15 protein-coding genes are annotated in these 17,251 nt (G+C 61.7%); all 15 read left to right on the top strand.

Going from position 1 to position 17,251, the window contains the following annotated elements; all coding sequences use genetic code 11:
• The first annotated feature begins 11 nt into the window (after positions 1-11).
• The 15 genes from GC162_20385 to GC162_20315 all read left to right on the top strand — a co-directional run bounded on the left by GC162_20385 (position 12) and on the right by GC162_20315 (position 17,247).
• Positions 12-818, top strand: a complete 807-nt coding sequence (locus GC162_20385; protein MBI1370999.1) for a hypothetical protein — start codon at positions 12-14, stop codon at positions 816-818.
• Positions 818-1,618, top strand: coding sequence for a hypothetical protein (locus GC162_20380; GenBank protein MBI1370998.1), 801 nt, complete (start codon positions 818-820; stop codon positions 1,616-1,618). Before GC162_20385 ends, GC162_20380 begins: the two co-directional genes overlap by 1 nt.
• The gene (locus tag GC162_20375; protein MBI1370997.1) at positions 1,615-2,430 is read left to right on the top strand and encodes a prepilin-type N-terminal cleavage/methylation domain-containing protein; all 816 of its coding nucleotides are present in this window, start codon (positions 1,615-1,617) and stop codon (positions 2,428-2,430) included. Before GC162_20380 ends, GC162_20375 begins: the two co-directional genes overlap by 4 nt.
• Positions 2,431-2,508: 78 nt before the next feature.
• Positions 2,509-2,739, top strand: a complete 231-nt coding sequence (locus GC162_20370; GenBank protein MBI1370996.1) for a hypothetical protein — start codon at positions 2,509-2,511, stop codon at positions 2,737-2,739.
• 586 nt (positions 2,740-3,325) lie between these two features.
• Entirely contained in the window at positions 3,326-3,706 is a 381-nt protein-coding gene (locus GC162_20365) for a hypothetical protein (protein MBI1370995.1), read from the top strand.
• On the top strand, positions 3,706-4,380 hold the full coding sequence (locus GC162_20360; protein ID MBI1370994.1) for a response regulator: 675 nt from the start codon (positions 3,706-3,708) through the stop codon (positions 4,378-4,380). Before GC162_20365 ends, GC162_20360 begins: the two co-directional genes overlap by 1 nt.
• Positions 4,377-5,918, top strand: coding sequence for a hypothetical protein (locus tag GC162_20355; protein MBI1370993.1), 1,542 nt, complete (start codon positions 4,377-4,379; stop codon positions 5,916-5,918). Before GC162_20360 ends, GC162_20355 begins: the two co-directional genes overlap by 4 nt.
• Positions 5,915-7,306: a hypothetical protein gene (locus GC162_20350; protein MBI1370992.1), complete on the top strand. Its 1,392-nt coding sequence runs from the start codon at positions 5,915-5,917 to the stop codon at positions 7,304-7,306. Before GC162_20355 ends, GC162_20350 begins: the two co-directional genes overlap by 4 nt.
• Positions 7,306-8,397 (top strand): efflux RND transporter periplasmic adaptor subunit, encoded by a 1,092-nt coding sequence (locus tag GC162_20345; protein ID MBI1370991.1) that lies wholly within the window; start codon positions 7,306-7,308, stop codon positions 8,395-8,397. The genes GC162_20350 and GC162_20345 overlap by 1 nt, the downstream gene beginning before the upstream one ends.
• Complete coding sequence (locus tag GC162_20340) at positions 8,394-11,450, top strand: AcrB/AcrD/AcrF family protein (GenBank protein ID MBI1370990.1); 3,057 nt, start codon at positions 8,394-8,396, stop codon at positions 11,448-11,450. The genes GC162_20345 and GC162_20340 overlap by 4 nt, the downstream gene beginning before the upstream one ends.
• A gap of 78 nt (positions 11,451-11,528) precedes the next feature.
• Positions 11,529-12,266: a hypothetical protein gene (locus GC162_20335; GenBank protein MBI1370989.1), complete on the top strand. Its 738-nt coding sequence runs from the start codon at positions 11,529-11,531 to the stop codon at positions 12,264-12,266.
• A 970-nt stretch (positions 12,267-13,236) separates the two neighbouring features.
• Positions 13,237-13,746 carry a MarR family transcriptional regulator gene (locus GC162_20330; GenBank protein ID MBI1370988.1) on the top strand — a complete coding sequence of 170 codons (510 nt, stop codon included), beginning with the start codon at positions 13,237-13,239 and terminating at the stop codon, positions 13,744-13,746.
• Positions 13,743-15,101, top strand: coding sequence for an HlyD family efflux transporter periplasmic adaptor subunit (locus GC162_20325; GenBank protein ID MBI1370987.1), 1,359 nt, complete (start codon positions 13,743-13,745; stop codon positions 15,099-15,101). The genes GC162_20330 and GC162_20325 overlap by 4 nt, the downstream gene beginning before the upstream one ends.
• Positions 15,102-15,139: 38 nt before the next feature.
• Positions 15,140-15,871, top strand: coding sequence for an ATP-binding cassette domain-containing protein (locus GC162_20320; GenBank protein ID MBI1370986.1), 732 nt, complete (start codon positions 15,140-15,142; stop codon positions 15,869-15,871).
• A gap of 2 nt (positions 15,872-15,873) precedes the next feature.
• A complete protein-coding gene (locus GC162_20315) occupies positions 15,874-17,247 on the top strand; it encodes an FtsX-like permease family protein (protein MBI1370985.1) in 1,374 nt (457 codons plus the stop codon).
• Positions 17,248-17,251 lie beyond the last annotated feature (4 nt).

The raw sequence follows: 17,251 nt of genomic DNA, 5'->3' as shown, positions 1-17,251 counted from the left end.
GCGAATTTGAAATGACCGGCGTCAACCGAGGGCGGCTGATGCGCGGCGGACTGAGCGCGCTGGTGCGACCCGAAGCGCGCGGATTCACGGTCGATCTTCCCGGCGGCGTCGAAATCGTCGACCTCGGCACCGCCTTCGACGTGAACGTCAGCGACGGGCACAGCATCGACGTCCTCGTGACCAGGGGCGCCGTGCGCGTCCAGTCGCCGCGCCTCGATCCGCGCATTCTCACCGCCGGTCAGCACGTCGCCCTTCGCGACGGCGCGCTGTTGCCGCCCACGATGCTCGTGTCGGCGACGACCAGCCGCCGCGCCAAGTACCCGATCGTGCGCGGCGGATTCGTCGATGGCGCCAAGGCGTACATTGACCGCGATTACACATGGCAAGGCGTCAATGCCCCGACCTGTCCGCCGATCCTGCGCGGCGCCGACTTCGTGCAGACGTCCAACGAGGACAAATCCGATGCGCATTTGTCGGTGAAGCTGACGCTCGACGGGCCGGCGACGGTGTGGGTGCTCTGGAACCCGCGGGCGCCGCTGCCGCAATGGCTTACCGAGGCATTTGAACAGACGCCGTGGACCGTGACGCTTTCGATCGAACAGGGCCAGTTCGTGTCGGAGGATCGCGATCTGGCGTACAGCGTCTGGCGTCGGCGGGTGGATGCGGCGGGCGTGGTGACGCTCGGGCCGCGCGCCATCGAGAATGACCCGACCATCGCCGGCATGTACGGCCTTGTTGTCACGCCGCCGGACGCCTCCCCTTCGCAATCACCAGATCAATCCTCCCCGCCCACTCAACCTGCACAAAGGAGCAAATGATGAGAATCCCATCGCGACAACTCACGCTGATCGTCGGCCTGCTGGCAACGCTGATGTTGAGCACGCAGGCCCGCGCGGCGTTCGTCCTTGTCGAGAACTTCAACGCGCTGACCGACGGCGGCGTCGACGGGCAGAACGGATGGACCGCCTCCGACGCCTCGGTCGATGTCACCTCCGCCGCGCCCGCCAGTCCAGCCGACAAGGCCCTGCAAAGCGGCTCCACCAGCACCGCGGCCTACAAGACCGTCGCATCCATCAACAACGGATCCACCGGCACCGTCTACTTCCAGTTCAACGCTTCGGTCACGACGCCCGGCACGTCCTTCGGCCTGGCGGACGCGTCGATCAGTCTCGTGTCCAACACCTTCAACAGCTATCGCCCCCAGATCGCCATCGACGCCGCCGGCGCATTCGTCGCGCGCGACGGCGGTTCGTTCGTCACGCTCGACCAGTCCGTCGCCGCCAATATCTGGTACAGCGTCTGGATGGTCGCCAACAACAGCTCCGATACGTTCAAGGCGTACATTCAGGGCGGCGCGTTCGCGACCCAGACGCAGTTGACCGCCAACGCCGGCGTCAAGACCAGCTTCGCCTTCCGCAATGACGAAACCGGCACGGCCGCGTTGACCAATTTCCTGTTCGCACACGGGGGCGGTACAGACAGCGCCATCGTGGTGGACAATATCTACATCGATGCGGCGGGTCAGAATCTGGCCGCTCCAGTCACCGCCGTGCCCGCGCCCGCCGCGCTGCCGGCGGGGTTGACGCTGATGTCGCTTCTGATGATGCGCCGAAGATGAAACACGCACAGGCCCAGATCGCCGCGCAATGCGACTGTCGCACCCGCGATCCGCAGGGCTTTACGCTCATCGAGCTGCTCGTCGTGGTGGCGATCATCGCGCTGCTCATCGCCATCCTCCTGCCTTCGCTGACCAAGGCGCGCGAGGCGGCGAAGCGCGTGGTCTGCGCTTCCAACGTGCGGCAGAATTATCTGGGCGGGTACATGTATGCGTCCGACAACAAACTGCATCTGCCTTGCATCGGAACGCAGGCGTGGCAGGTCAACAACTCGGGGCTGACGTATTTCATGTTCGACCGGCAAAGCGTCGGCGCCCCCCGCGATCAACCCGTCAACTATGGACTGCTCATCGAATACTACGACTTTTCCGATTGGCACCATGATGCGGTGCTGCGATGCCCTTCGTCCAGACCCGGCATCTGGGGCAACATCGAAGTCAACGGCAATGAACATCTGATGGACAGTCAGGGCGATGCGACGAGCTACAACTACTACTACTGGCCGGCCCGGAGCATGTGGGTCAATCTGCGTGCCTGGTACAACCGGCGTCGATTTGCGGAGGATAAGCCCTACGTCGGCGCGACGTTCGGACAGGCGCGACGCCGCATCGCGCTCTACAGCGACAACATCGCCGGCGGCGGGCGGGTAATCGGCGCGCATGGCGATGGGGTCAATGCGGCGTACACGGATGGGTCGGTGACTTACGTGTTCGACCGGGCGGGGACGCCGCTGCTGGCCGATCCCAATCGCAATCTGTCCGCCTCCGGGCCGACGGTTGATGAGGCGTGGGAGTATCTCGACGATCCGCATTGAGGGCGGCGGAGCGAGGGGAGGATGCGGCGATGATTGATCTGAACACGATTGGCGTGACGCTGTATCGGGCGATGGGCGATGGGCGATCGGATCGGCGCGGCGTTTCAGGACGGCACGCACCACAACGCTTACGGAAGCTACGAACTGGCGCGATGCGTCGTGCATGGCATCCGCGAAACCGTTCCTGAATTGGCGAAACATCTTCGGAGTGATCCGCCGGACTTCAATCCCGCCGAGCCCGACGCGATCGAGACATGGCGCATCCCGCCCAGCCCCGATGTCGACACGACGAAACCGGACGGCAATTGAATGGAGCGGCTGGGTGATATTCCCCACTCGGCGCACGGATGTTTCGCGATTCGCGCACCGGGATGACGAATCGGACGCGGCCGTGCGCATGCGTTTTCGTAAGTCCTTATTCGACCGCGCACCGGGCGCGCCGGGGGCTTCGTTGCTGTGCGCACCGGGCCGTCCGGTGCGCGGTTCATGCGGAAAATGGGCGAAAATGGTGCGATTTTGAGGCGGGAACGGCGGCGCACCGGGAGGTCGAAAAAGCGTGGGGTCGGCGCGCCGGTGTGATTGGGGACGTATCCCCAATCGGGGGCGCGAGGATGGCTGCATGAATGAACGCATGGGCCGAGTTTTAACGCGGCGTCGCTGGTAAACGAACTGGACGTCTTCGAACGCACGATCTATCGCGATCTGGAGATTCTGGCCGGCCTGAATATCCCAAATTTCTTCGATGACGAATGCCGCGGGGATCGCATGTGAAATTCTCATGCTATTCTCATAGTGCATTTCCTACATTTGGCTCCATCAACGATGACATCGTCCGATGGAGTCGGATGTTCCGACCCCGAAATGCCATCGCAACCCACGACGCTGGAGATTTGCCATGACACGCGCCATGCTGCTGCTGACCGCTATCACGATTTTTGTATTTGCCGATCGCCTGCCGACTTCGGCCTGGGCTCGACCGCAGACGGCCGGCTCGGGCGGGGCTGTCGCGCTCGCGGAAGAAAAAGACAATGAAAAGGACCACAAAGACAAGGAGGACGACGGGAAACCCATCACGATCGAACAACTCCCGGCCCCGGTGAAAAAGACACTGCTGGAGGAAGCGCGAGGCGGGAAGATCACTGAGATCGAGCAGGAGACGGAAGACGGTAAGATGATCTACTCCGCCGATGTGACCATTGATGGCAAGCCGTATGACATCGAGATCGCACCGGATGGGACGCTGTTGTCCAAGAAACTCGACACCGATAAGGACTGATGCGAATACTGGTTGTTGAAGATTACGTGCCGCTACGTCAATCGCTCGTCAAAGGGCTCAGCGAAGCGGGCTTTTCTGTCGACAGCGCTGGTGATGGCGAGATGGGATTGTGGTATGCGCGCAGCGGGTCTTATGACGTGGTGGTGCTTGATCTGATGCTTCCAAAAATCGATGGATTGACGGTGCTGCGAAAACTGCGCGATGGCGAGTATCACAATCCTGTACTTATTCTGACGGCACGTGATGGCGTGTCGGACCGCGTCACGGGGCTCGACACTGGAGCTGATGACTACCTTGTGAAGCCGTTTGCGTTTGAGGAGTTGTTGGCTCGGATTCGGGTGCTGGTGCGACGCAAGTATCAACAGAAGGGCACCGTGCTGGTGGTCGGGGATTTGAAGATCGACACCGCCGCCAAGCACGCCCAGCTCGACGGGCGCCGGATTGAACTGACCGCCCGTGAGTACGCGCTGCTGGAACTGCTCGCCCTCCGAGCTGGCAGCGTCGTGACACGCACTGAAATCTGGGAAAGCCTCTATGAGTTTCACGATGACGCGACGAGTAACGTCGTGGACGTCTATATCGGATATCTGCGTAAGAAGCTCGACCGCCCGGGACGCGCCAGTCCGATCCAGACGCGACGGGGACTCGGCTATATGCTCGAGGATTTACGATGAATCGAGCGCCTCGGTCATTGCAATCGCGCCTGGTCATCGGCTCGATGCTCAGTGTGTCGCTCGTCTTTCTGGCCGCGTCAGCGGCGCTGTATTGGATGGTTCAGGCGCGGCTGTACAGCCAGCTCGACGCTTCGCTGGTCGACGAGGCACATGCGATTACCAGCGGTTTTGAAATCGGCCCGCAGGGCATCGATCTCGAACTCGACAACCTACGCAGCCCCCAGTTCCTGTCGCCCGACGGCGGCGCGTATTACCAGGTGTTCGACAAGGACGGCGCGGTGCTGGCGCGATCGCCTTCACTCAATGGACGAGATCTGATCGACCAGCCGAAAGCGATTCGAGCCGAAGGCGCATCCGCGACTGTCTACCCACGGGTGTTCCCGTATGACCGTCAATTGATATCCGATGAGGCATGGGTTTGCACGGTGGTGCTGCCGGACGGCGGCAAGGGCCGGCTGGTGCAGGTGATGGTTCGTCCCCAAACGGAGGATCACGATGGCCAGCACGTGGGCATCTCGCCGAAAGAAGTGCCCACCCTCACCCTGGCGCTCGCGCACACAACACGACTCATTGACGAGAGCTTGGCGAATCTGCGAATGCTGCTGGCCTCGATCTGGTTGGTGACGGTTGTGGTGCTCATCGGTGTGCTGACGATGGTGGTGCGAGCGGGATTAGGACCCGCAAAGGCGCTGTCGGAGCGAATACAGGAAATTGATGAACGGGCGCTGGCCGAAGCGATCGATTTGCCAGGGACGCCGCGGGAGCTTGTGCCGGTCGTCACTCGGTTGAACGAATTGCTGGCACGGCTTGACGCGGCATTTCTGCGGGAAAGAACGCTTCTGGCGGACGTGGCGCACGAGCTGCGCACACCGCTTGCCGGTTTGCGGTCGACGCTGGAGGTGTCACTGTCGCAGCCGCGCGAAGCTCGAAGCTATCGTGACGACCTGAGGCAGTGTCTGACCATCAGCGCACAGATGCAGACAATGGTCGAGAACCTTTTGGCGATGGCGCGGCTGGAAGCAGGACAGACTAAATTGACGATCGAATCGGTGGAACTTGATTCACTTCTCGATGACTGTTGGCGCGAGCTTGGCGACACCGCCGAGATGCGAGGATTGACAATGACGCGATCGGGAACAGCGGGAGTGATGATGATGACGGATGCGTCAAAGCTTCGAGTCGTGTTAAGGAACCTGCTCGAGAACGCAGTGACATATGCCGATCCCAACGGATCGATCAAAGTGGCGGCTTCGCAAGCCGATGGCCGGACATCGTTGTATATGGTCAATGTCGGCTGCGAGATTGAGGCAATGGATTCGGAGCATGTCTTTGATCGCTTCTGGCGGGTGGAGGCGTCGCGTAGCGGCGGCGCAGCCGGACATTGCGGTCTGGGCCTGCCGCTGTGCAGACAGATTGTTCGGCTGATGGGCGGAACGGTGAATGTCCGGTGCGAGCGAGGTGGAGAGTTTGAGGTGACTGCGCACGTGCCGGATTTGTCCCCAGATGCGATGAAACCTGATCGTGGAGATCACCCATGAAGCGAACCATCATGATCTGCGCCGTGTTGATAACCGGTTGTGCGTCGTATCACGCTCAACCACTGACCAGCGAAGGGGTGGACGCGGCACTGCGACCACCGGCGTTTGAAGCCCTTCGGGTTGACGCGGAGTCGCTGGTGCATCCAATGCTTGCGCCAGTGGAGATTGATGAGGCCAAAGGCTTCACACCGGACCAGCTAGCGGTCATCGCGGTGCTGGTGAATCCGAGTTTGCGAGCGGAGCGCGACCGCCGACAGCTCGCGCAGGCTCAGCTGATTGAGGCGAAGCTGCTGCCGAATCCACAGTTGACGGCAGGCGTAGATGTTCCCACCGCCGGCAACATTGCGGACACTTTTGTGGGCTATGGGTTGGGGCTGAGTTGGGACCTTCGAGAGCTATTCAATCCATGGCGAGCGGAGGCGGCGAAGAAGGAAGTCGAATCGGTTGATCTGGATGTGGCATATCAGGAATGGCAGACAGCCCAGGCGGCGAAGCTCGCCGCCTATCGGCTCATCGGCCTTGAAATGCAGACGGCTCTGACGCGCGACAATGATCGGCGTCTGCGTGAGAACCTGCGTCTCATCACACTGGCAAGCGACAAAGGACTGATGACGGAACTAGACCGCAGCGCCGCCGAAAGCGCCAGCCGCGAAGCCCACGCCAAAGTGCTCGAAGCTCAGAGTGAAGCGCATCAGCAGCGGCTCCTCCTCAACCGACTACTGGGCATGCCGCCGGATCGCACCATCGCGATTCGGAGTGGCGTAGAACTGCCGATGCATCTCGATCCACCCGCCGCTGAGCGTCTGCTCGATCAGTTGCAGGACAACCGAATGGACCTTGTCGCCCTACGTCATGGGTATGAAAGCCAGGAAGCGGCGGTGCGCAGCTCGATCTTTCAACAGTTTCCCCAAATCAATCTCGGGCTTAATCACGCTCGTGACACGAGCAACGTCATCACCGACGGCCCGGGCTTGACCATCGATCTGCCCATCTTCAATCACAATCAGGGCCAGATCGCCATGGAGCAAGCCACGCGTCAAAAGCTCTTTGATGAATACACCGATCGCGTATTCAACGCCCGTGCGGATGTGGTGACGCTTCTTGATCAGATCAAGGCGCTCAATCATCGCATCGCGGACGCTCGGGCTGCTGAACCGACTTTGCGCCAGCTCGTACGGACGTATCGTGCGGCGGTCGATCACGGTCAGGCCGATGTCCTTAGCTACTACGCCGCATGGAACAGTCTGAATGATCAGCTTATCTCCGTTCTTGCGCTCCGGCAGCAGCTTGTCGAATCGCAAATTGCTCTGGAACTGGCGAGCGGGCTGACGCATTTTGACGCAACTCCGCCGGCACCTGCACAACCCCCATCGGAAAAGGATCATTGATGAATAGCGCTCGTATTGTCGGCATCATCGCCGCGATGTTGATCGGCGGCGTCATCGGTGCATATCTCACGCATCAATGGGCGCCTCCGGCCGCACCCGCCTCCGACAACGAGCCCTCCGTGGAGGGCTCACCAGTGGTGCGCGTTCAGACCGCTTTGCTTCAGCGCCGCCGCGTCGAACAGACGATCACGGCCTACGGCTCGGTGACGACGGCTGTGGGCGAGGCGCATACGTTAAGCGTGCCTTTTGAGTGCCACATCCGTAAGGTTCTGGTCACCGAAGGGCAAGCCGTCGAAGCGGATACGCCATTGGTCGAAGTTGAGCCGAGTGCTGATGCGAAGCTTGAGCTTCAGCAGGCCATCGGCGACCGCGATGCGGCGCAGCGTCAGCTCAAGCTCGTGGAAGATCGCCTCAAGCTCAAGCTCGCGACGCAATCGGAGATCATTGCAGCACAACAGATGGCGGCGTCAGTCGAGGCGCGGGTACGAAGCCTCAAAGCCCGCGGGATCGACGATGCGATGACCCTTCACGCCGACGCCCCCGGATTGATCAGTCAGCTCGCGGCGCGAGCGGGGCAGATCGTGCCTGCAGGGACGATGCTCGTCGAGACGATCGGTCGAAATCAGATCATGGTTCGTCTGGGTGTGGAGAGTGATGTCACGCCGCTGCTGAAAGTCGATGATGTGATTGAGATCACGCCCGTCAACGAGGCGGGCGGTAAACCCATCGAGGGGCGCATCCAGATGATCTCACACAGCGTTAATCCGCAGACGCGCCTCATTGACGTGTTCGTCATGCCCGCAGAGGGAACAAGTCTGCTGCTCAATGCCTATGTCAGCGGACATATTGTGGTCAGTACCGCCGACGCTCTAACGGCTCCGCGCTCGGCAGTACTGCTTGATGAGGGGCGGTTCAGTCTCTATGGCATCGAGCAAGGCCGTGCGGTGAAACACGCCGTCAATCTCGGAATTGAGGGCAAGGACAGCGTGCAGATCATCAGCGACGATGTGCATGAAGGCGAGCCGATCATCGTCAGCGGCAATTATCAATTGACCGACGGCATGGCAGTGGAAGTGGAGGGTGGAAAATGAAATTCGCCCGCTGGGCTCATTCGCACCATCGATCGATTCTGTTCCTGCTGGCAGCGCTGGCAGCGGCGGGAGTGTACGGCGGATTGAATCTTCCGGTGGGGTTGTTTCCGCATGTGGATTTCCCGCGGGTGGTGGTGAGTCTGGACGCAGGGGACCGGCCGGCGGAGCGTATGGCGATCGAGGTGACTTGGCCTGTGGAGCAGGCGGTGCGTGCGGTGCCGGGCGTGCGGAGCGTGCGGTCGGCCACGAGTCGGGGCAGCGCGGAGGTGTCGATCAATTTCGACTGGGGTCGGGACATGGTGTCGTCGATGCTCCAGGTCGAGTCGGCGGTGAATCAGATTGTCGGCTCGCTGCCGGCGGGGGCGGAATTCGAGGTCCGCCGGATGGATCCGACGGTGTTTCCCGTGCTTGGATTCAGCTTGGTATCGGATACGCAGTCATTAGTGGCGCAGCGTGATCTGGCGCTCTATCAGATTCGCCCCGTGCTTTCGACGGTGCGCGGCGTGTCACAGGTGCTGGTGCAGGGCGGGCAGACGGCGGAGTATCAGGTGATCGTCGATCCGGCCCGGCTCGACGCGCACGGGATGAGTCTGGACGATGTGGCCAAGGCGCTGTCCGCGGCGAACATCGTCTCGGCGGTCGGCCGCACCGAAGACCACGACAAGCTCTACCTCATTCTCGCCGACACGCAATTTGAGGCCTTCGATCAGATCGGCGCGACAGTGCTGCGCAGCGGGGACAACGGACTGGTGCGGCTCGAGGACGTCGCCACCGTGTCACGCGGCGCCATGCCGCAATGGACCCGCGTCACGGCCGACGGACATGAGGCGGTGCTGTTTCAGGTGTACCAGCAGCCCGGCGGCAACACGGTGAAGATCGCGCGGGAGGTGGCGGCGAAGCTGGCGGAGATTCGGGAGCGATTGCCCAAGGATGTGCGCATCGCCAAATGGTACGATCAGAGTGAATTGATCGTGGCGTCGGCAACAAGCGTGCGCGATGCGGTGATGATCGGGGTGGGGCTGGCCGCGCTGATTCTACTGGCTTTTCTACGGAATATTAAGGTGACACTGATCGCCGCCGTGACGGTGCCGATGGTGCTGTCGATCACAGTACTGCTGCTGTACGCGCTAGGCATGAGTTTCAACATCATGACGCTCGGAGGCATGGCGGCGGCCGTTGCGCTGATCATCGACGATGCCATCGTCATGATCGAACACATCATCCGACGCCTTCGCGGTGGAAGCGGGCACTATCACGATCGCGTCAACGCCGCCGCCGCCGAGTTCACACGCCCGCTCACCGGTTCCTCCGCCTCGACGATTATCATCTTCGCGCCGCTGGCGTTTTTGACCGGTGTCACCGGCGCATTTTTTAAGGCGCTATCGCTGACGATGGCGGCGAGTCTGATCATTTCGTACGTCATTGCATGGCTCGCAGTGCCCCTGCTTGCGACGCATCTGCTGCGCCAGCATGACGCCGACGAAGAAGAGGGAGGCCCGATCACCGACCGCATGCACCGCGTCTATCAATGGACGATGCGACGCCTGTTGCCCCGACCGTGGCTGATTCTTCTGGCGATCATTCCGCTGCTCGGCGCTGGGTATTTCGGCTATCAGCAGGTCGGCACAGGATTCATGCCGTCGATGGACGAGGGCGGATTCATCCTCGATTACGTCGCCGAGCCGGGCACGTCGCTGACCGAAACCGACCGGATGCTGCGCGAGCTTGAATCCATCATTCAGTCCGTGCCTGAAGTGCGGACATACTCCCGACGAACCGGCCTGCAACTCGGCGGCGGATTGACCGAGGCGAACGAAGGCGACTTTTTCATCAAGCTCAAGCCGCAGCCGCGCCGATCACTTGATGATGTGATGGATGACATTCGCACGCGGGTGGAACATCGCGTACCCGGCCTGGAGATCGAACTGGCCAAACTCATGGAGGATCTGATCGGCGACCTGACCGCCGTGCCGCAGCCGATCGAAATCAAGATCTTTTCGGATGACGGCAAGCTCCTCGAAGCCGCCGCGCCGCAGGTCGCCGATGCCATCGGGAAGGTGGACGGCGTCGTCGATGTCAAAGACGGCATCGTGCTGGCCGGCGATGCGATGGTGGTGCGGGTGGATCGCGTGAAGGCAGCGCTGGAGGGCGTGGAGCCGGCTTCGATTACCGACATGCTCGGCAGTGACCTGAGCGGAATCGTCACGACGCAGATCCAGCAAGGCCCCGCCATGGTGGGCCTGCGCGTATGGATACCCAGAAGCGAGCGCACGACGGTCAGCAATCTGGAACACCTGCGCCTGCGGGCACCCGATGGGCATCTGTTCCCCCTCAGTCGCGTCGCCAGCGTCCAGGTCGTCACCGGCCAGCCGCAGATCATGCGTGATGATCTGAAGCGCATGGTCGCCGTCACCGCCCGCATCACCGGCCGAGACATGGGCTCGACCCTCCACGACATCATCGGCGTTCTCGCCCGCCCCGGCGTCCTCCCCGCCGGAACTTACTACACGCTTGGCGGTCTTTACGCTGAACAGGTCGCCGCTTTCCGCGGATTACTGATCGTCTTCTCTTCCGCCGTCGCGCTGGTGTTCACGCTCCTGTTGTTCCTCTATGAAAGCTTCCGAGCCGCCATCGCCATGATGATTACCACCCTCGTCGGCTTCGCCGCCGTATTCATTGGCCTCTGGTTCACCGACACGGAACTGAACATCACCGCCATGATGGGCATGACGATGATCGTCGGCATCGTCACCGAAGTCGCCATCTTCTACTACTCCGAATACCACGACCTGCCCGCCGCCGACGATCCCGCCGCCCGCTTTATCGCCGCCGGCGTCAACCGCATGCGGCCTATCCTCATGACCACCCTCGCGGCAATCCTCGCGTTGCTGCCCTTGGCGATGGGTCTGGGCGAAGGCTCCGCCATGCTCCAGCCGCTCGCCATCGGCATCATCGCCGGTCTGATTGTGCAACCCCTGCTCGTCCTCATCGTGCTGCCCACGCTCCTGGTCACTTTGCGCGTCGGACACCAGAAAAGCAGCCCCCATCAATAGCAACCAGATGGCGTGAACCATTGACGGCGCGCCGACGCCGCTGTCTCTGATCACGCCCATCCACCCAAGGAGTCACGCATGGCCATGCAAGAAGAATTCGTGCGGTCTGGAAACTGGCTCTTTCGTTGGCGCAGTTATCTGCCACTGGCGATGATCGGTCTATGCGCGATGGCAATGCGCCACTATCACAACATTCGCAGTCAGAGGCTCGACTACGTGTGGGAAGCCCTATGTTTGACCACCAGTTTCACGGGCCTCGCCGTGCGAATATTGACAATCGGGCACACACCCAAAGGCACATCCGGCCGAAACACCCACGAGCAGGTGGCCGACTCACTTAACACCACGGGCATTTATTCCATAGTTCGCAATCCGCTGTATCTGGGAAATTTCATCGTCGGGTTGGGGATCGTGCTCTTTCCGCGCGAATGGTGGCTGGTCGTAATCTATGCGCTGATCTTTTGGCTCTACTACGAGCGCATCATCTTTGCGGAGGAAGCCTTCCTACGTGCGAAATTCGGCGATGCTTACCTCTGTTGGGCCGCGGCAACGCCTGCGTTCATTCCGCGCTTCGGCGCTTACCGCCCAGCGGATCTTCCGTTTTCGTTCAAGAATGTTCTGCGGCGCGAGTACAACGGCTTCTTCGTCATCATCGTCGCGCTCGCGGTCCAGGAAGCCTACGGAGACTACTTGACGTACCACAAATTCATCATCGATGGCGCGTGGACGGCCCTCCTCGTCGCCAGCGCAATCACATGGGGCACATTGCGGATGCTTAAGCGATCCACTTCGCTCCTTCATGTTCAAGGAAGGTAACAAAAATGAGGTCCATATCTCGGTGCAACACTGCACCGAGTCATCATGATGTTCGATGGGCATTTTCTGAAGGCGACTATTTGTCTGATCGATACACAAAATACGATGATAGCCCTCGATTCATGTTGAGTTTACTGGGGTCGGCCACAGTCATGTTGACCTCCCTTGGTACGCACTGAATGCCGCCGGCCCGACATGCGTCGGGCCGGCGGTATCTTTTTCTTACCAGTTGACGAGCGTGATTTTGAATGTAGATGAATCCGGAAATCATTTCCACACTCGCACGTTAACGAGCGAGTAGATGATCACAGATCAGAGTAATTATACAGACGACGACTCCAAACGCCAGCGTGTATCCCACAGTACGCATAAGCGAACTCTTTGATCTTGAGGCGAGACGGGAAAGTGATCGCTGAAGCCTCGCCAGTTCTAAACCTCATTTTGAAGTCGTTCACCAACCTACGAAGCGTGTCATCCGTCGCCTCAGGCAGTAGGTCGCTCCCCGTAGCCTCCGGCCAGAGCGTCCGCTGATTTTCCAACCAGGTCCTTGCCAGCTTCAGAAGATTCTCATCCGTCGGTAAGCCATGATGCTTTGTCTTTCGTTGCCGAGGTGTCGGCCAAGTCGATCCATCTTCCTTTGCCGTCGCACTCAGAACTCCGTCGTCGGCCAACGGAGTTGACTGAGATTTGACTGACATGGAATCCAACTTGGCCGAGTCTGCCCCAATGTCCGACGCGACCGATTCTTAGTTATGTGCTGCTGCCGCCTCATCGTTCCCAACCAAACCGAACTTGTCCGAACCATCGTCAAAACCCACTGGGAAAGCCGTGGGTTTTTTATATCCGCGATGCTCGATGGATCCGGTGCGCGGGTCCGCCTTGCAACGCGACCCTGGCGTCCCGGGGGCGATGTGGACATCTCAAATCCGCCGGGGCTATCATTGGATAGTTAGAGTTCTAACAATCTTCCATGAATGTCCGCACCGCTCAACCTGATTCGGCTTACCGATCGCTGATCCGCACGCGGGTGCTGCTGGGGCAGATCACCCGCCCGTATTTCGCCAGCCACGGCATCAGCGGCGCGCAATGGGGCGTCTTGCGCAATCTCTATCGTGCGGAATGCGAAGGCGAGCGGGTCCTGCGTCACGCCGACCTGAGCAGCCGGCTGATTGTGCGCCCGCCGAGCGTGACAAGTCTCGTGCGCCGGCTGCTGAAACTCGGGCTCATCGATCAGACGACCTCGCCGGACGATCGGCGCACCCGGCTGCTTCGTTTGACGCCGCGCGGCCGGCGACTGGTCCGGAAGATCATTCAGGAGCACGAACGGCACATTCAAGAGCTCATGTCCTGTCTGAACGCGCGCCAGCGCGCGCAGTTGCAGACGCTGCTGACCCGGCTTTCCGCGCATCTGGAATCGTGGATTGCGCACCGCGATGCGGAAGGCGGCTGTGTGGACAAGTCATTTCGAGGTGATTCATGAAACGTCTCATCAAATGGGTGATTGTGCTGGCGGTGCTGGCGGGCATCGGTTGGGGCGCCTACGCCGCCTGGGCCCGATACAACAAGACGGAACCGATCGTATATCGCACGGCGACGGTCGAGCGCGGCAACGTGCTTTCGTCGATCAGCGCCACCGGGACCATCGAGCCGGAGGAGGTCATCGACGTCGGCGCGCAGGTGGCCGGTCGGATCGATGCCTTCGGCAAGGATGACAAGGGCGACACGATCGACTATGGCTCGGTCGTCCGCAAAGGCACCGTGCTCGCACAGATCGACGATTCGCTTTACAGCGCCGACGCCGCCGCCGCCAAGGCGCAGTTCGCGGCGGCGAAGGCGGGCGTGGCGGTCGCGCAGGCGAACGTCGAGCAGATGAAGGCGAAGCTCTCGCAGGCCCAAAGCGATTGGACCCGCGCGCAGAAGCTCGGCCCCTCCGAAGCGCTGGCGCAGGCCAGCTATGACGCCTACAAGGCGGCGTACGAGACGGCGGCGGCGAACGTCACCGTCGCCAATGCGAACGTCCTGCAAGCAGAGGCGGCGGTCGAGCAGGCCCAGGCGTCGGTCGATCGCACGCAGCGGAACCTCGGCTACTGCACGATCACCTCCCCCGTCGAAGGCGTCATCATCGACCGGCGCGTCAACATCGGACAGACCGTCGTCTCAAGTCTCAGCGCGCCGAGTCTGTTTCTGCTGGCCAAGGACCTGCACAAGATGCAGGTCTGGGTCGCGGTCAACGAAGCGGACATCGGTAATATTCACGCCGGCCAGCCCGTGACATTCACCGTCGACACGTTCGGCGGGCGAACCTTCAAGGGCAGCGTCGGCAAGGTGCGGCTCAACGCCTCGATGACTTCGAACGTCGTGACCTACACCGTCGAAGTCGAAACCGACAATGCCGACGGCACGCTGATGCCGTACATGACCGCGAACGTCACCTTCGAAATCGCGCGGGCCAATGACGTCTTGATCGTTCCCAATGCGGCGCTGAACTGGACGCCGCAGGAAGACCAGATTTCGCCGCAGCACCGTGCCAAACCCAGGACGGAATCGGCCGGCGCATCCGACGGCGGCGGGTCCGCCCAGCACGCTCATCATGGTGACCACGGCGGCGGCGCATCCTCGCATCGGCGCCTGTGGGTGCGCGACGGCGAAGGGGTCCGCCCCATGGTCGTCACCACGGGATTGACCGACGGCGCGACGACGGCGGTGAGCGGCGACGATCTCGCCGAAGGCATGGCCGTCATCGTCGGCGAGCAGCGCCCCGGCGGCGGATCGGCGGGCGGGGCGACCAACCCGTTCGCGCCGCAATTCGGACGCTCCCGCCGCAGCAGCAATTAGACTCCATCGCGCGTAAGACATCGCGCAAGGATTCGGCCATGGCGCTCATCGAACTCAAAGACCTGCACAAAACCTACCTGCTGGGCGAGGTGAAAGTGCCCGTGCTCAAGGGCGTCTCGCTTTCGATCCAACTGGGGGAACTGGTCGCCTTGATGGGCGCCTCGGGCTCGGGAAAGAGCACGCTGATGAACATTCTCGGGTTTCTCGACCGGCCGACCAGCGGACAGTACTGGTTCGAGGGCCGCGACGTTTCGCGCCTCTCGGCGGACGAGCGCGCCGCCCTGCGCAATGACAAAATCGGGTTCGTCTTTCAAAGCTTCAATCTGCTGGCGCGGACCAGTGCGCTGGCGAACGTGATGATGCCGCTGACGTATTGCCGGCGGAACGTCCCGGATCGCGAGGCGAAGGAGCGGGCCAAGGCGCTGCTCGAACTGGTGGGCCTGGGCGATCGGATGGATCACGAACCGTCGCAGCTCTCGGGCGGGCAGCAGCAGCGCGTGGCCATCGCCCGGGCGCTGGTCAATCATCCGCCGCTCGTCTTCGCCGACGAACCGACGGGCAATCTCGATTCCAAAACCAGCGCCGAAGTATTGGAGATGTTCCACAAGCTCAATCAACAGGAAGGCATCACCATCGTGCTCGTCACGCACGAAGCCGATGTCGCTTCGGTGACCCGGCGCGTGATTCACATCCGCGACGGCGTCATCGAAGACGGCGCCTACGGCGCGACGGATCGAACCGCCCCTTCCCCGGCGGCGCAGGAGCATTGACCATGCGTTCCATCCGAACCGTCAAAACGGCCGTCAATGCCCTGCGGCGCAACGTCATGCGGGCGGTGCTGACGACGCTGGGCATCATCATCGGCATCGCCGCGGTGATCGCCATGATGGAGATCGGTCAGGGCTCGTCGCTGGCGATTCAGCAGACGATCGCGGGCATGGGGGCGAACAATCTGTCCGTCCGGGCCGGGACGGCCTCGAGCGGCGGCATCAGCTTCGGAGCCGGCAGCGTGATGACGCTCACGCCGCAGGATGCGGAGGCGATCGCACAGAACTGCCCGGCGGTGTCGAACGTCGCGCCGGTGGTGCGGGCGCGGACGCAGGTGGTGTACTCCAATCGCAACTGGGTGCCGATGTTCATCTACGGCACGACGCCGAATTTCATCGACGTGAAGGACTTTCAGGTCGTCGACGGCGGCATGTTCACCGACCGCGATGTGCGCAATTCCTCGAAAGTCTGCGTGCTGGGGCAGACGCTGGTGCGCGAACTGTTCGGCGGCGCCTCGCCCATCGGCAAGGAGATTCGCCTCAAGAACGTCGGGTTCCGCGTCATCGGCGTGCTCGGGCCAAAGGGCGCGAACATGATGGGCTTCGATCAGGACGATGTGGTGCTCGCGCCATGGTCGACGATCAAGTATCGCGTCGTCGGCTCGTCCGTGTCGGAAACCAATCAGTCCAGCGGCAGCGCCGGCGCCGATTCGCTCACGCAGGTCAACACGCTCAACAATCTCTACCCCGGTTCGACCGCGCTGTACCCGGAACGGTCCGCCACTCAGGCCGCCGACACCCCCCTGCCCGTCCGGTTCACCAACGTCGACGAGATCAACGTCGAAGCCGCCTCCAGCGGAAAGATCGATCAGGCCATCGACCAGATCAGCACGCTGCTGCGCGATCGGCATCGCATCCGCCCCGGCGAACCGGACGACTTTTCGGTCCGCAACATGACGGAGATGGTCGAGACGCTGGCGTCGACGACGACGCTGATGACGAATCTGCTGCTGGGCGTGGCGCTCATCTCGCTGATCGTGGGCGGGGTCGGCATCATGAACATCATGCTGGTGTCCGTCACCGAGCGGACGCGGGAGATCGGTCTGCGCATGGCGGTCGGCGCGCGCGGGGCGGACATTCTGCGTCAGTTTCTGGTCGAGGCGGTGATGCTGTGCCTGGCGGGCGGGGCGATGGGCATCCTGCTCGGACGCGGCGCATCGTATCTCGTCGCCGCCCTGCTACACTGGCCGACGGCGACCTCGCTGCCGGCGGTCATTGCGGCCGTCAGCGTCTCGGCGGTGGTGGGCATCGTCTTCGGGTTTTATCCGGCGTGGAAAGCGTCGCGGCTCGATCCGATCGAGGCGCTGCGATTCGAGTGATCGC

The sequence above is a fragment of the Planctomycetota bacterium genome, from assembly GCA_016125255.1.
Lineage (GTDB): Bacteria > Planctomycetota > Phycisphaerae > Phycisphaerales > Zrk34 > RI-421.
Note: the sequence above shows the minus strand (reverse complement) of the source record. Positions and strands in the feature narration are given on the sequence as shown.

What these genes read in the sequence shown, in the direction of transcription:
- GC162_20385 (MBI1370999.1), top strand. Translation starts at nt 12, where the DNA reads ATGACCGGCGTCAACCGAGGGCGGCTGATGCGCGGCGGACTGAGCGCG.
- GC162_20380 (MBI1370998.1), top strand. Translation starts at nt 818, where the DNA reads ATGAGAATCCCATCGCGACAACTCACGCTGATCGTCGGCCTGCTGGCA.
- GC162_20375 (MBI1370997.1), top strand. Translation starts at nt 1,615, where the DNA reads ATGAAACACGCACAGGCCCAGATCGCCGCGCAATGCGACTGTCGCACC.
- GC162_20370 (MBI1370996.1), top strand. Translation starts at nt 2,509, where the DNA reads ATGGGCGATCGGATCGGCGCGGCGTTTCAGGACGGCACGCACCACAAC.
- GC162_20365 (MBI1370995.1), top strand. Translation starts at nt 3,326, where the DNA reads ATGACACGCGCCATGCTGCTGCTGACCGCTATCACGATTTTTGTATTT.
- GC162_20360 (MBI1370994.1), top strand. Translation starts at nt 3,706, where the DNA reads ATGCGAATACTGGTTGTTGAAGATTACGTGCCGCTACGTCAATCGCTC.
- GC162_20355 (MBI1370993.1), top strand. Translation starts at nt 4,377, where the DNA reads ATGAATCGAGCGCCTCGGTCATTGCAATCGCGCCTGGTCATCGGCTCG.
- GC162_20350 (MBI1370992.1), top strand. Translation starts at nt 5,915, where the DNA reads ATGAAGCGAACCATCATGATCTGCGCCGTGTTGATAACCGGTTGTGCG.
- GC162_20345 (MBI1370991.1), top strand. Translation starts at nt 7,306, where the DNA reads ATGAATAGCGCTCGTATTGTCGGCATCATCGCCGCGATGTTGATCGGC.
- GC162_20340 (MBI1370990.1), top strand. Translation starts at nt 8,394, where the DNA reads ATGAAATTCGCCCGCTGGGCTCATTCGCACCATCGATCGATTCTGTTC.
- GC162_20335 (MBI1370989.1), top strand. Translation starts at nt 11,529, where the DNA reads ATGGCCATGCAAGAAGAATTCGTGCGGTCTGGAAACTGGCTCTTTCGT.
- GC162_20330 (MBI1370988.1), top strand. Translation starts at nt 13,237, where the DNA reads ATGAATGTCCGCACCGCTCAACCTGATTCGGCTTACCGATCGCTGATC.
- GC162_20325 (MBI1370987.1), top strand. Translation starts at nt 13,743, where the DNA reads ATGAAACGTCTCATCAAATGGGTGATTGTGCTGGCGGTGCTGGCGGGC.
- GC162_20320 (MBI1370986.1), top strand. Translation starts at nt 15,140, where the DNA reads ATGGCGCTCATCGAACTCAAAGACCTGCACAAAACCTACCTGCTGGGC.
- GC162_20315 (MBI1370985.1), top strand. Translation starts at nt 15,874, where the DNA reads ATGCGTTCCATCCGAACCGTCAAAACGGCCGTCAATGCCCTGCGGCGC.